The organism is Streptomyces sp. NPDC058955 (assembly GCF_042741435.1).
Classification (GTDB): Bacteria; Actinomycetota; Actinomycetes; order Streptomycetales; family Streptomycetaceae; genus Streptomyces.
Window position 1 is genome coordinate 1 of record NZ_JBHYKM010000039.1, and the last position, 14,081, is coordinate 14,081.

The 14,081-nt window shown below is 73.2% G+C and carries 10 protein-coding genes and 1 riboswitch; of the genes, 7 read left to right on the forward strand and 3 right to left on the reverse strand.

The window, feature by feature from the left end; all coding sequences use genetic code 11:
- Positions 1–51 precede the first annotated feature (51 nt).
- The 3 genes from ACFW1I_RS17295 to ACFW1I_RS17305 form a co-directional block, all read right to left on the reverse strand.
- Positions 52–1,203 (reverse strand): phosphoribosylaminoimidazolecarboxamide formyltransferase, encoded by a 1,152-nt coding sequence (locus ACFW1I_RS17295; RefSeq protein ID WP_384670579.1) that lies wholly within the window; start codon positions 1,201–1,203, stop codon positions 52–54.
- Positions 1,204–1,243: 40 nt separating this feature from the next.
- Positions 1,244–1,328: riboswitch (ZMP/ZTP riboswitch) on the reverse strand.
- Between the two features lie 95 nt (positions 1,329–1,423).
- Complete coding sequence (locus ACFW1I_RS17300) at positions 1,424–2,911, reverse strand: class I adenylate-forming enzyme family protein (protein ID WP_384670508.1); 1,488 nt, start codon at positions 2,909–2,911, stop codon at positions 1,424–1,426.
- Positions 2,908–3,852 (reverse strand): transglutaminase domain-containing protein, encoded by a 945-nt coding sequence (locus ACFW1I_RS17305; protein WP_384670510.1) that lies wholly within the window; start codon positions 3,850–3,852, stop codon positions 2,908–2,910. Before ACFW1I_RS17305 ends, ACFW1I_RS17300 begins: the two co-directional genes overlap by 4 nt.
- Positions 3,853–4,301: 449 nt before the next feature.
- Here ACFW1I_RS17305 and ACFW1I_RS17310 point away from each other — a divergent pair, with 449 nt between their 5' ends.
- The 7 genes from ACFW1I_RS17310 (at position 4,302) to ACFW1I_RS17340 (ending at position 13,848) form a co-directional block, all read left to right on the forward strand.
- On the forward strand, positions 4,302–6,263 hold the full coding sequence (locus ACFW1I_RS17310; RefSeq protein ID WP_384670511.1) for an ABC transporter ATP-binding protein: 1,962 nt from the start codon (positions 4,302–4,304) through the stop codon (positions 6,261–6,263).
- Positions 6,260–8,080, forward strand: coding sequence for an ATP-binding cassette domain-containing protein (locus tag ACFW1I_RS17315; protein WP_384670513.1), 1,821 nt, complete (start codon positions 6,260–6,262; stop codon positions 8,078–8,080). Before ACFW1I_RS17310 ends, ACFW1I_RS17315 begins: the two co-directional genes overlap by 4 nt.
- 48 nt (positions 8,081–8,128) lie before the next feature.
- Positions 8,129–9,130 carry a proline racemase family protein gene (locus ACFW1I_RS17320; RefSeq protein WP_384670515.1) on the forward strand — a complete coding sequence of 334 codons (1,002 nt, stop codon included), beginning with the start codon at positions 8,129–8,131 and terminating at the stop codon, positions 9,128–9,130.
- Positions 9,131–9,366: 236 nt separating this feature from the next.
- Entirely contained in the window at positions 9,367–10,503 is a 1,137-nt protein-coding gene (locus ACFW1I_RS17325; RefSeq protein ID WP_384670517.1) for a tyrosine-type recombinase/integrase, read from the forward strand.
- A gap of 192 nt (positions 10,504–10,695) precedes the next feature.
- Positions 10,696–10,863 (forward strand): pirin, encoded by a 168-nt coding sequence (locus tag ACFW1I_RS17330; protein ID WP_384670519.1) that lies wholly within the window; start codon positions 10,696–10,698, stop codon positions 10,861–10,863.
- 1,361 nt (positions 10,864–12,224) lie between these two features.
- Positions 12,225–13,439: an NAD(P)/FAD-dependent oxidoreductase gene (locus ACFW1I_RS17335; protein WP_384670521.1), complete on the forward strand. Its 1,215-nt coding sequence runs from the start codon at positions 12,225–12,227 to the stop codon at positions 13,437–13,439.
- A gap of 187 nt (positions 13,440–13,626) precedes the next feature.
- Entirely contained in the window at positions 13,627–13,848 is a 222-nt protein-coding gene (locus ACFW1I_RS17340) for a hypothetical protein (protein WP_384670522.1), read from the forward strand.
- Positions 13,849–14,081: the final 233 nt, after the last annotated feature.

Consider the following 14,081-nt stretch of genomic DNA (forward strand, 5'->3'; position numbering starts at 1 on the left):
CGGGGTGCGCGGCGCTCCGGCCTCCGGGAGGAACCGGGGGAGGAGGACGGGTCAGTGGTGGAACAGGCGCAGGCCGGTCCGGGCGAGGGAGATGCCGAACTCGCGGCAGGCGTCCTCGACGTCGCCGGAGCGGATCGAACCGCCCGGCTCGGCGATGCTCGTCACCCCGTGCCGGCGGGCGTGGTCGACGTTGTCCCGGAACGGCAGCGATCCGTCCGACACGAAGGACACCCCGGTGAGCTTCGCGAGCCAGGCCGCCCGCTCGGCCGCGTCCAGCGTGCCGGGCTCCGCCTCGACCGCCTCGCGGAAGCGGGCGCGCTCGTCGTCGGTCAGGTCGCCCTCGACGAAACGGACCTGCCAGTTCACCCGGTCCTGGCGGCGGACGCCCGGACGGAACTCCAGCGCCTGCGCCAGCGGGTGGCGGCGCAGCCACCAGGTGTCCACCTTGCCTCCGGCGAGCCGGGTGCAGTCCACCCGGGACTGCTGGCCCGCCCCGATCCCCAGTGTCTGCCCCTCCCGCACGTAGCAGACCGAGTTGGACTGGGTGTAGCGCAGCACGGCCAGGCCGAGCAGCAGGTCGGAGCGCGTCTCCTCGGAGAGGGAGCCCACGTGCACGTCGGCGAGGACCGACGCGGAGAGCCCGACCCGGTCGCGCTCCTGGACGAGGCGCAGACCGAAGACGTCCCGGGACTCCTCCTCCGGCGGCTCGAACGCCGGGTCGGCCTCCATCACCAGGAAGGCGCCGTTCTTCTTCCTCGCCAGGATCTCCAGCACCCCGGGGGCGTAGCCGGGGGCCACGATCCCGTCCGAGACCACCTTGGTGAGGAGCTGCGCCAGCTCCACGTCCACCTCGTGCGAGACCGCCACGAAGTCGCCGTACGAGGACTTCGGGTCGGCGTCCCGGGCCCGCAGATAGGCGCTGGTCAGCTCGCCCACGGAGGCCGCGTCCACGCCGTACAGGCGGGCGGTCGCCTCGTCGACCCGACCCGCCAGGGCCGCACCGGCGGGGGAGACGTGCTTGAACGACGCGGCGGCCGGCCGGCCCAGGGTCCGCGCCGCCTCCCGCACCAACTGCCAGGAGTTCAGCGCGTCCAGGAGGTTGATGTACGAGGGGCGGCCCTGGAGCAGCCGGAGCGGCACCCGCTCCGGGTCCACCGGCACGGCCCTGGCCGCCGCCTGCTGGGGGTTGATTCCGTAACGCATGTCCACGCCGGGTCTCCTCGGGGTGCTGGGGAGGCTGGAGGGAGGACGCCCAGGCGGTCGACGTCGGATCCGGGGAGGGGCCGCTTCCTTGTGGTGCTCCACTCTCGCCAGTCACGACCGGGGCGATCGTAGCCGCGGCCGCCGAGGACCGACAACGCCCGTTCGAACAACCTCCGTTCACCTCTGGTCCGGACGACCTCCGCACTCCTCCCGAGGGCGTTCACCCCTCCTCCCGGGCCAGCCGCGCCCGGTCCACCTTGCCGTGGGCGGTCAGGGGCAGGTCCGGGACGATCCGGACCAGCGGCGGCACCTTGTACTGCTCCAGCCGCTCCCCGAGCCCCGCGAGGAACTCCGGCAGCCCGAGCCCGGTCACCAGGAAGAGCCGGGCGGGTCGGTCCCCCGACGGCGGGACCACGGCGGCCTGGGCGACGCCCGGGACGGCCAGCGCGGCCCGCTCGACCTCGATGCCGCCGACCCGGAAGCCGTTCTGCTTGTACAGGTCGTCCCGGCGGCCCGTCACATAGAGGTAGCCGTCCGCGTCGAGCCGCCCGTAGTCGCCGGTCCACAACTCGGCGGTGCCGTCGGGCCGCACCGGGAAGCGGGCGGCGCTCGTCTCCGGGGCTCCCCAGTAGCCGGCCATCAGGTGCGGCCCGCGCACCACGATCTGCCCCTCCGTCCCCGGCGGCACCTCCCGCCCCTCGTCGTCCACGACCGCACAGCCGGTCCCCGCCAGCGGGCGGCCCACCGAGCCCGGTCGGTCCACCCGCTCCCCGGGCGTCAGGATCGACACGCGCTTGCACTCGGTGAGCCCGTACATCAGGGCGACCCCCGCGCCGGGCAGCGCCCCGAGCAGCGCGTCGACGAGCGGCTCGGGGAAGGCGGCGCCGGTGCTGGTCACCAGCCGCACCCGCTCCGGCCCCCCGCCGGCCCGCTCGGCGAGCCGCACCAGGACCGAGGCCATCGCCGGCATCAGCGGCAGCACCGTGGTGCCGCTCCCGGACACGGCGCGCAGCAGGCGCGGCCCGGTCTCGGCGGGCGACGGCAGCACCAGCGAGGCCCCCGCCAGGGTGGCGAGGAAGAGCTGGTAGAGCCCGTAGTCGAAGGAGAACGGCAGCGGGCAGAAGACGGTGTCGTCGGCGCGATAGCCGAGCCGGTCGGCGATGGCGCGGACCGCGAACAGCATCGCCGCGTGCGGTGACACCACGGCCTTGGGCGCGCCGGTGCTCCCCGAGGTGTAGACGAGCGCGGCCGGCCGGTCCGGGTCGTACGGGGGCTCCGGGAGGCCGAGGCCGCCCGGCCCGGGCACGGGTACGGCGAGCGGGACGGCCGGCACCCCGGAGCCCCGGTGCAGTTCGGCGTGGTCCGGGGCCACGAGGGCGAGGACCGGGGCGCAGTCCCGTACGACGTGGTCCAGTTGTGGCCGCCGGATCCCCGGGTGCAGCGGCACGAGGACCGCGCCGGCCCGCGAGCAGCCGTAGACCGCCGCGGCGAGCGCGAGGGAGTTGGGCCCGTGCAGCAGGACCCGGTCGCCGGGGCGCACTCCGTGCCGGACCAGCAGGGCGGCCACCGCCCCGGCCGCCCGGTGCAGTTCCCGGTAGTCGTGCCGCCCGTCGGGGGCGGTCACGGCCGGCGCCGACGGAGTGGCGGCGGCCCGGTGGGAGAGCAGGTCGTGCAGGTGGACCGCGCCGGTGGCCTCGGGGTGCTTCACGCCGGTGCCTCCTCGCGGGTGCGCAGCGAGGCGCCGCAGGGCGTCCCGCCGTGGGTCACCGGCCGCAGGGGCGCCCCGCCGAGCCGGTGGAAGAGTCCCACCGGGGACAGCGTCGGTGACCACAGCTCCGCCCCCGGCACGCCCCAGGACGCGAGCGCCTTCGGCAGCAGCGGGTCCACCGGGAGCCAGACGCCGTCCACCCGGCACTCGGCCCAGGTGTGGGTGGAGGAGAAGGGGACGGCGACGAGGAGGCCGCCGGACAGCCGCGCCTCGATGCCCCGCGCGCGGGCCGCGTCGACCAGGGCCCGGCTGATCAGGACGCAGTCGGCCATGCCGGTGCGGCGCAGGAGGTCCGGCTCGGCGGCCGCGTCGCCGGGCAGCAGGTAGTAGTCGACGTCCCGGAACTCTTCGCACAACTTCCTGAGGACCGACGGAAGTTCACGAGGTCGCTCGGCGCCGCCGAGGGTCAGGGAGACCAGCACCCGCTGGGGCCCGGGCCCGGTCTCGAAGACCCCGCCGGCTCCCCCGTCGCCGAGGTCGGCCTCGTAGCGGCACACGCCGTCGTGACCGGGATCCGGGCAGCCGACGGTGACGTCGACGCGGTGGACGGGCGGGTCGCCGGGCGCCGTGAGCCGGCGCAGGGTGCGCAGCCAGAAGGCCATCACGGCGCGCCGGGCCGAGGGGAGTCGGAGGTGGAGCGAGACGGAGGCGACGTCGTTCTCGTCGAAGAGCGGACCGTCGGGCGTCTCCCGCCGGGGGAGCCCGAGGGCGGTCAGCTCGTCGACGAGCGGGGCGCCCATCCCGTACTCCTTCTCCAGCGCGGGGAGCGGCAGCCGGAAGTGCCGGCGGGACGCGGGGATGCGGAGCAGCGGGGCGAGGACCCGCGCCGGGGTGGGGAACTCCGAAGGGGGCTCGGAGGGGGGCTCGGCCGGGGTGGTCACGGGGGACCTCCTGGGTTCTGTCGGCGGTCGCGCCGACCGGCGGTACCGGATGTCCGGCCCGCGCCCGACGGGCTGCGGCCGGTCGGCGCCGGAACCGTAGGCAGCTGCCCGCCGACGCGGCAACCAGCGTTCGAACAAAGGGAGTCGGGGCCCCGGCGGGCGGCTGGAACGGACTCGCCAGACCGGCTTGATTGGTATAGACATGTGTTCCGGCCAAGTCGTCGCCGTCGCCGTCGCCGTCGCCGTCGCCGCCTTCGGCCCGGCCGCGTCCGGAGCCCTCCGGTGACCGGTGACCCCACCACGCGCGCGATCCGCGCCGGGTGCCCCCGGACCCCGGCGAGCGACCCCGCCCGATGCCCGCACCCCTGCGCGCCCCCTCCCGTACCCCCTTCCGCTCCTTTCCGCGCCGTCCGGCGCGGATCCGGCAGACCCGCGAGAAAGGCCCCGCCGTGCCCGACGCGACCGCCCCGCCCCGGCGTTCGTTCCTTGCCCGCCGCCTCGGCCAGTGGCTGCCCGTCCTCGGGCTGATGCCGGCGGCAGGCCGCACGACGGTCGCCGCGGTGGCCCTCCTCAACCTGCTCCTCGGCCTGCTGCCGCTGGGCTTCGCCATCGGCATGGCCGCGACCCTCTCCCGCGTGTCCGGCCTGCTCGGCCCGGACGGCGGCAGCTGGACGGAGCTGCTCGGCCCCTTCGGCCTCGGCGCCGCCGCCCTCGCCCTCCAGCAGGTCCTCGCCCCCTTCCAGAAGTGGGCCGGACTCCTCGTCGCCCGGCGGATCGACCTCCACTGCGCCGGGCGGATGATGGCGGCGTCGGCCGACGGGGTCGCGCTGCCGGTCCTGGAGGAGCCGGACGCCCTCGCCCTGCTCGGCGACGCCCGCGAGGCGTTCCAGAGTTCCAGGCTGACCCCCGGCGACGCCGTCGCCGGCACCCTGGCGCTGATCGCGCGGTACGGACAGCTCGCCGGCGCGGTGGTCGTCCTGGCCTTCGCCGTCGGGACCTGGCCGGCCCTGGTCGCCGGGGGCACCGCGCTCGTCATCCGCTTCGGTCAGCGCGGTTCGCTCGGGCGGTTCGCCGGGATGTGGCGCGGTCTCGGCGCGCGCCGCAGGGAGCTGGCGTACCTGCGGAACCTCGGCTCCGGGCCGGCGGCCGCCAAGGAGCTGCGGATCCTCTCCGCCTTCGACTGGCTGGCCCGGCGCCACGACACCGAGAGCGACCGCTTCCTGGCCGTCCTCTGGAAGGAGCGGCGGCGCCTGCTCTTCGCCCCGTTCCTCTGGTTCACCGCCGCAGGGCTCGCGGGCGCGACCGTGCTCCTGCTGACCCTGACCGACCGGGCCCTCGACGGCGGGATCGGCCTCTTCGGCCTCGCCCTGGCCATCCAGACGATCCTGATCCCGATGCGCTTCGGGGTGTACTTCCCCGAGAGCGACGCCCAGACCCAGTTCGGCCTCCAGGCGTTCCACGCCCTGCGCGATTTCGAACGCCACACCGGCCGGACCGCCGCTCCGGCGTCTGAGTCCCCGCCCCGCGAGCCGGTTCCGGCCGCCGCGCCCGTCGACGCGGTCCGCTTCGAGGGCGTCGGCTTCCGCTACCCGCACGGGTCCCGCACCGTCCTCGACGGCCTGGACCTGGACCTGCCGGCCGGCCGTTCCACCGCCGTCGTCGGCGTCAACGGCGCCGGCAAGACCACCCTCATCAAACTCCTCACCGGCCTGTACGCGCCCACCGCCGGCCGGATCACGGTCGACGGCCGGGACCTGCGCACCCTCGACACCGAGGAGTGGCGGGCCCGCCTCGCGGTGATCCTCCAGGACTACATCCGGTACGAGTCCACCGCCCGGTACAACATCCTCATGGGGGCGCCGGGCCGGGCCGCCGAACTCCCCGCCTCCGCGCTGGAGGCGGCGCTGGACCGGGCGGGGGCCCGGGAACTGGTCGAGGGCCTGCCGGACGGCCTCGACACCGTCCTCTCGCAGCGCTACCGGGGCGGCCAGGACCTCTCCGGCGGCCAGTGGCAACGCATCGCCCTGGCCCGGGCCTTCTACGCGGTCGAGGCGGGCGCGCGGGTGCTCGTCCTGGACGAGCCCACCGCCCAGCTCGACGTCCGCGCCGAGGCCGAGCTGTTCGACCGGTTCCTGACCCTCACCCAGGGGCTCACCAGCGTCGTCATCTCCCACCGCTTCTCCACCGTGCGCCGGGCGGACCACATCGTCGTCCTGGACGGCGGCCGGGTCGCCGAGCGGGGGACCCACGAGGAACTGCTCGCCCTGGACGGCGCCTACGCCCGGCTCTTCCGTCTCCAGGCGGCCCGCTTCGACGACACCGCCGCGGAGCCCCGCGACGCGACGGCTGCCACCCCTTCCGATCCCGACGCCGACGGCACCGCGCGGCCGACCCTGGAGCCCTCCCGATGAGCCTCGTCCTGCACGCCGTCCGATGGCTGGGCGGGCTCGCCCTCCGCGACGGCGGCCGCCGACTCGCCGTCGCCGTGCTCCTGTTGCTGCTGGGCCACCTCGCCACCCCCGGCACCGCCCTCGCCCTGCGCGGCCTGACGGACGAGGCACTGGCCGGCCACGGCGGGGCGGCGGTCGCGGCCGCCCTGGCCACCGCCGGACTCCTCCTCGCCGAGCTGATGCTCGGTCACTTCGCCCACCTGTCCTACTTCGAGGTCGGCGAGCAGATGGAGAGCCGGCTCCACCGGGAACTCGCCCAGGTGTCGAACGGCGTGCCGGGCCTCGCCCACGCCGACCGGCCGGAGTTCGCCGACACGGTGACCCTGGTCCGCGACGAACTCGCCGGGACCCGGGCCGCGCTGGAGGCCCTGCTCCACTTCCTGGGCCTCGCCGTGCAGGCGGTGGTCACCACGGTGCTGCTCGGCTCCATCGACCCGTACCTCCTGCTGCTCCCGCTCGCCGCCGTCGTCCCCGTGTGGCTGGGACGGCGCGCCCAGGCGCTCACGGACGCCGCGCGGGAGGCGACGGCGGAACGTCTCCGGTACGGCCACCACCTCCTGGGCCTGGCCACCACCGCCCGGTCGGTGACCGAACTGCGGCTGCTCGGCGGTGGACCGGAGGTCGTCCGCGAGCACGCCGCCTCCTGGCGGGAGACCTCCCGGGTGCTGACCCGGGCCGAGGCGAAGGCCGCCGCCCTGCGCGCCCTCGGCCAGCTCTGCTTCGCCGCCGCCTACGGCGGCGCCGTCCTGCTGGTCGTCGCCCGGGCCGCCGACGGCACGGCCGGCCTGGGCGACGTGGTGCTGGTCATCGCCCTCGCCGTCCAGGTCGCGACGCAGGTCTCCGGCGCCGTGGCCCAGTCCGGTCTCCTCCAGGGCGCGGGCCGCACCGCCCACCGGCTGGAACAGCTCCACGCCTGGTCCCGTGCGGACGAGGACCCGCCGGCGAACGCCCCGCGCGCCACCGCCCCCGCCGCCACGCCCACCGTTCCCGCCCCCCGCCGGCTGGACCACGGCATCCGGCTGGAGGGCGTCGGGTTCCGCTACCCCGGTGCCGACCGGCCCGCGCTCAGCGGCGTGGACCTGCTGATCCCGGCCGGCGCGACCCTCGCGCTCGTCGGCGAGAACGGCGCGGGCAAGAGCACCCTGGTCAAGCTGCTCTGCGGCCTCTACCGGCCCACCGAGGGGCGGATCCTCGTCGACGGCACCGACCTCCGCCGGCTGGCCCCGGGGGAGTGGAACGCCCGGGTCGCGCCGCTCTTCCAGGACTTCGCCCGGGTGGAGCTGCTGCTCCGCGAGAGCGTCGGGATCGGTGCCGTCGACGCGCTCGGCGAGGAGGCTCCCGTGCGGGCCGCCCTGGCCGCCGCGGGGGCCGACGCCGTCCTCGACTCCGTGCCCGGCGGGCTCGACGGACTCCTCGGGCGCGGTTACGGCGACGGCGCCGAACTCTCCGGCGGTCAGTGGCAGTCGCTCGGCCTGGCGCGCTGCCTGATCCGCCGTGACCCGCTCCTGATGGTCCTCGACGAGCCCGCCGCGGCACTCGACGCGGGAGCCGAGTACCGGCTCTTCCGCGGCTTCGACCGCACGGCGGAACCCGCCGCCCGCACCCGCGGCGCCGTCACGCTCTTCACCTCGCACCGCTTCTCGACGGTCCGCCGCGCCGACCTGATCGTCGTCCTGGAGAACGGCACCGTCCGCGAACGCGGCGGCCACGACGAGCTGATGGCCCAGGACGGCCCGTACCGCGAACTCGTCGAGCTCCAGGCCCGCGGCTACAGCTGACCGCACCACCCCCCTCCCCACTCGCCCCAGCACCACCGGAGATCCCCCATGCGCAGCCAACTCGTCCTGCACACCGTCGAGTCCCACACCGAGGGCATGCCCACCCGGGTCGTGACCGGCGGCGTGGCGCCGATCCCCGGCGCCACCATGGCCGAACGCCGGCTGCACTTCCTCGCCCACCTCGACCACCTGCGCACCCTGCTGATGTACGAGCCGCGCGGCCACTCCGCCATGAGCGGGGCGATTCTCCAGCCGCCCACCCGGCCCGACGCGGACTGGGGCGTCCTGTTCGTCGAGGTCTCCGGCTGCCTCCCGATGTGCGGCCACGGCGCCATCGGCGTGGCGACCGTGCTCGTCGAGACCGGCATGGTCCCGGTCACCGAACCCCGGACGGTGATCCGCCTGGACACCCCGGCCGGCCTGGTCGTCGCCGACGTCGAGGTCGCCGACGGGCGCGCCCTCGGCGTGACCCTGCGCAACGTCCCCTCCTTCGTCGACCGGCTCGACGCCGTGGTCGAGGTCGCCGGGCACGGGCCCGTCCGGCTCGACCTCGCCTACGGCGGGAACTTCTACGCCATCCTCCCGATCGAACGCGTCGGCCTGCCCTTCGACCGAGCCGCCGCACCCCGCATCCTCACCACCGGCGCGGCCGTCATGGACGCCGTCAACGAGCAGCTGCGCCCGGTGCACCCCGCGTCACCCGAGATCGCGGGCTGCCACCACGTCCAGTTCGTCGCCCCGGGATCCACCGCCCGCCACTCCCGTCACGCCATGGCCATCCACCCCGGCTGGTTCGACCGCTCCCCGTGCGGCACCGGCACCAGCGCCCGCCTCGCGCAACTGCACGCCCGGGGCGAGGCGGACGTCGGCGACGTCCTGGTGAACGAGTCCTTCATCGGCAGCCGCTTCACCGCCACCGTGCTGGAGCGGACGACGGTCGCGGGACGGCCCGCGGTCGTCCCCGCCGTCACCGGCCGCGCCTGGCTCACCGGCACCGCCCAGTACTTCCTGGACCCCACCGACCCCTTCCCGGCGGGCTTCCTGCTCTGACCCCCGGCCTCCCCGGGGTGACGACCGTCACGGGGGCTCCCGGTGGGGCGCTGATACGTACCATGTTCAAGTCCAAGATCTGACTATTTGGCGTCACCGCAGGTCAGGGGCATCATGTGCCCCCCTCAGGTCAGCAAACGGTCAGCATGCGTCCGCATGGTGTCCGCGCTTGCTGACCTTCGACCTGCGATGCGGTGCCTGAGCATGATCCTTGGGCTGGAACGGATGGTTCATCGATGGCCCGACAGCTCGCCCGCGGCATGGGTTCCTTCTTCAAGGACTGCGACTGCGCGAAGCCCACCCGCTGCCCTCACCCCTACTCGATCCGCTTCCGGGACGCGCTCGGCAAGCAGCGCGAGGAGTCCGGGTACGGCACGCAGGACGACGCGATCGAACGCCTCACCCAGCTGTATGCGGAGAAGAAGACCACGGCGCCGTCGGTGGCGGCGGCCCGCCGTGAACTGGGTCAGCTGACGGTTGAGGAGTACGCGAAGCAGTGGCGTCACCGGCAGCGCAGGATGACGGACTACTCCACGGGTGAGCATGTCGACAGCTCGATCAACGTACATATCATCCCGCGCCTGGGAGCGCGGAAGCTGAACTCGGTCACGCCGATGGTGGTCGAGCGGTTCCTGGACGAGATGGAGAGCGACGGGGTCGGCCGGGGAAACCAGGTGAACATCTTCCGGGTCCTCAAGACCATTCTTCGGGACGCGTATGCTAAAGGAGCGATGGCGGACGATCCGGTGAAGGGCGTGCAGGAACCTGAATACGTGCGGGGAACGGTTGCCATTCCCTCTCTCGACTACGTGACAAAGGCGCTGACGGTCGCCGACGAGGACTTGGCGTTGGAGATCGTCATGATGGCGGGGTGCGGCCTGCGCAACGGCGAGGCGAGGGCGGTGAATGTCCACAACATGGTGGCGCAGGACGTCTACCGAGTGCGGGAGCAGATCCACTCCAACACGTTGAAGCCGGCGAAGCTGAAGCACCGCAAGGCGGGGGAGTTCCGCGAGGTGCCTCTGCCGCGATCGGTCCGGGAGGCGATCGAGCGGTACGAGGCCAAGCACGGCACCACGAGGGACGGCTACCTGCTGCGCGGTCCGGGCGGCTACTTCACCGAGGGCATGGAGCGGCGCCGGGTGAGGAAGCTCTTCACGGACCTGCCGCCGGAGGCAAGCGTGGGGATGTACGGCTTCCGGCACTACTTCGCCTCCAACGCCCTCGGCAACGGGATCCCCATCACCGACGTGGCGGAGTGGATGGGGCACAAGTCCATCGAGGAGACGTACCGCACCTACCGACACCTGATGCCGGGCAGCATCACCAAGGCCGCCCGGATCCTCGACGCCGGCCTATGGGAAGCCGCCTGATTCTCGGCACTTTGAGGTAACCGCAGGTTCTTCGTCTGCTGGTGGTGCAGGAGCTCCGAGGCGCTGGCCTGCGGGGATAGTGGCGCTGATGCTTCCGACAAGCGAAACGGTGCGGGAGTGGTCCGGATCTTGGTGCTTGCTCAGGTGTCCTGTGAAGGAACAGCAGATGCTGGGGCCGACGTGGAGCGGTCCGTGTTGTGGTGGAACTTCGTGGGCCGCACGGACGAGGAGATCCGCAAGGCCCGCGAGGACTGGATGACGTCCGACTGCTTCGGCGAGGTGAAGGGGTACGACGGTGGCCGCCTGGACGCGCCGGAGGTCCCCGCGGCCCACCTGAAGGCGCGAGGCCGAGTGCGCTGAACTGGGAATTTCCCTGTCGAGCCGATGGAGCATCGGAGATTTTCGGTTTCCTCTTGCAGCTGTCGCCGCGACTGGGGGAGGGGTCCTGTCGTATCTCTCCCGCAGTCGTGCAGTCGACGATTGTGTTTCCAGGGTGTGCTTGCGTGGGAGCAGATCTGATCAACTGGATGCTGACTTTTTTGCTGACTTTCCTGGCAGAGCGTCAGGAGTCTGCCGGTGCGGTGCGGTGCGGTGCGGTGCGGTGCCGTGCTGGGCGTGGTCGTGGCGCCGTGGTTTGCGCCGCTCGCGAGCTGGCGAGACATCGTGGCGCATGTGGGTCCCGGGGGTGGATGAGGGGAATGTGGTCGTCCATCGGGGCGGGGCTGATCCTGAAGAGCCCTGCCCGGACCGCCTCTGGGCTGACTCTCCGACATGGAACCGCTGGGAGCGGCGGCCGGCGCGTGCGTGCATCCCCCAGGCTGATCGCCTCTGTGGGGAGGGTGCGCTGTCGGCCGCGCCGAAGGGTTGTCCCGTCAATGATCTTCATGTCACGTCGGGCGTGCAGGACTTCGGTGTGACCCTCTTCTTCGTCCGGCAAGGGCGAGGTTGCCGGCGGCGGCCTTGACGTCGGGTTCCTTCCGCGTCTTGCCGTCGGGTGCGGTTCTCAGGCGGCAGTCGGCCGACCGCTGAGGCGAGTCGGGTGTGGGCGTTGACCTGGAAACCCCGAACGGCGGGGCGAGCCGACGCGGCGCCAGGTCGGTGCGCCCGGGGCAGGGCGGCCCGGCCCTCCAGCGGCAGCCCGCTAGGGCTGGCCCTGGCGGGCTGCATCCGCGCCTCGTGTCGCAGCACGATCACTGGCTTCCCGAACTGTCGACGACTCAGCCTGACGAGCGGGGGATCCAGGACGGCTCCGACGGCGCGATCACGTCAGCCGTGCCGGTGATCACCGCTCCGGCCCGGCGTGCCACGCCAGCAAGCCCTCGCCGGGACTCACCCGAGGCGATGGCTGGAGACGAATCCGGTGTCGGCGAGGAGGAGGGGCGAGTTTCCGCGCGGCGTGGCCGGTGCCGCTTGGCGATGTGTCGCATCGGCGCCTCCGGCCCGATCCGCAGCTGAGCTGGCGCATGCCTTGCGCCGACCAGCCTCGGATGTGCGGGGTGCGTACTGCTGTCCGACGATGGGTGAGCTGGACGAAGGCGCTAAACTCAAACACGATTCGAGTTTCTTACTTCCATCGCTCGTTCTCCGTCCCACGCGGGGAACGGGGAGACGAGGGGCATCGTGGCGAAGAACGCGTCTACCGACGGCTTGACCTACTCGGCGTTCACCGGGTGGACCGATCGGCCCACCGATCTCGCGCCAGCGCTGGAAGGTGAGGTCCGGTGCGATGTCGCTTCGTCGGCGGTGGTCTCGTCGGGATGGCGGCGGCGCTCCGGCTGGCGGAGCGCGGCGTCGATGTGGCTCTGCTCGAAGGCGGGTACTGCGGCTGGGGTGCGAGTTCACGCAACGCGGGCTATTTGTCGAACGCCCTGGCCGGGGACCCGCAGCTCTTGCGCCTGCTGTACCGACGCCGGCTCCGCGACCTCGTCCGGTACGGCGGGAACGCGGCGGGGTTCACCGAGGGTCTGATCGGGCGCCTTGCCATCGACTGTGAGTACGACCCCACAGGTAACGTCATTGCCGCTGTCTCCATCGGACAGCTCCGGCGTTTGAGGAAGAACATGGGGATCCTCCGCGACGCGGGGGCGGACGTGGAATTTGTCGACGGCCGTGACTTCGGCCTGCCGGGAACTTTCTTGGGCGGCATCTTCGAGCGGGGCGGTGGCCTGCTGAACCCCGGGAAGCTCGCCCTCGGGCTGCGGGCCGCACTGCTGGCGTCGAGTGCGAAGGTGTTCGAGCGGACGGCCGTGGAGGCCGTCGAGCCGGACGGCGCGGGCGTCGTGCTCAGCGTGCCCGGTGGGCGCGTCCGCGCCGAGAGGGTCGTGCTCGCGACCAACGCCCACTCCCGCGACCTCGAGATCGCCCCGAGCGGTATCACGCCCGTCTGGACCAGCTTGGTGGAGACGGAGCCGGTCGATCCCGACCGTCTGGCGGCGATCGGCTGGACGAGCCGTACCGGCATCATCACCCCGCACGCGATTCTCGAGAACTACCGGCGCACCGCTCGCGGCACGATCATGTTCGGTACCCGTCGGCTCCAGGCGGCGCCGTCGGCGCTGGGTGCCCACGAGCCGGATCGCGCGGTGGTGGCGGACCTGGTCCAAGGCTTCCACGAGCGGTTCCCGTCGCTCGGATATGTCGCGCCCCAGCGGGCGTGGGGCGGGTGGGTGGCGATGACGTCCTTCCTCCCGGTCGCCGGCGAGGCCGCGAAGAACGTCTTCTATGCCGTCAGCTGCAACGGTCACGGGCTGTCCCAGTCCCCCTACATCGGGACACTGCTGGCTGACCGGCTCGCCGGTGATGAGATCCACGACGACCTGCGTGCGATCTGGCGGCCGCGGCCGCCCTACATGCCCTCATTCGCTCTCGGCGCGACGGCGCTGAAGGCCGGGTGGGTGCTCGACCGCATTTCGGACCGTCTGAGCCGGCGGCCCTGAGGAGCCAGGCCCAGGCGCAATAAAGGAGCTGACCGTCACCTCCGGCGCACCTCTCCGGACGTGACATCACGGCCGCCGTCGACAGGCCTGTGCTGTCACGTCCGGAGTGGGTCGCGCCTTGTTTTCGAGTGCGCCGGCGACCCCCGGCGAGGAGGACGTCCCCGGCCTGGCCCTTACCCCCGCTGCCGTGGCGAGAGCGTTGACCCGGCAGATGACGGTCCGCAACGCGAGCCTCGAACGGCCCGAGGGCGCTCACCGGGCGCAGTTCTTGGCGATGGTCTGCTCCAGCGTCGGTGACGGCGCCCAGAGTGTCTCTGCCTTCCGCGGAAGCGCGCCCTGTTTCACCTGGTCGGCCGCCGCCGTGTCGCCGTTCTACGGCCAGTGGATCGCCGCCACCGTGAACGCCTGACGGGGCGAGGGGCCGGCCCGTCGGCGCCGGCGTGTGCCTCGGTGTCCGTGCGGCGGGACGGCACGGCCATGCCGTTCGGGTCGTGTCCGCCACCGACGCGCCCTGCTGGAGGTCGAGGCCCGGCTCGCCGCGGCCCTGGAGCGAGATCCCCGCAGGGCACGCACCACCGCCGGGGCGTCCGGCAGCACTCCGAGGGCCCGCGTGCGCGGTGCGAGATCCGGGCGAGCCGGCGG

What these genes read in the sequence shown, in the direction of transcription:
- ACFW1I_RS17295 (WP_384670579.1), bottom strand. Translation starts at nt 1,203, where the DNA reads ATGCGTTACGGAATCAACCCCCAGCAGGCGGCGGCCAGGGCCGTGCCG.
- ACFW1I_RS17320 (WP_384670515.1), top strand. Translation starts at nt 8,129, where the DNA reads ATGCGCAGCCAACTCGTCCTGCACACCGTCGAGTCCCACACCGAGGGC.
- ACFW1I_RS17325 (WP_384670517.1), top strand. Translation starts at nt 9,367, where the DNA reads ATGGCCCGACAGCTCGCCCGCGGCATGGGTTCCTTCTTCAAGGACTGC.
- ACFW1I_RS17315 (WP_384670513.1), top strand. Translation starts at nt 6,260, where the DNA reads ATGAGCCTCGTCCTGCACGCCGTCCGATGGCTGGGCGGGCTCGCCCTC.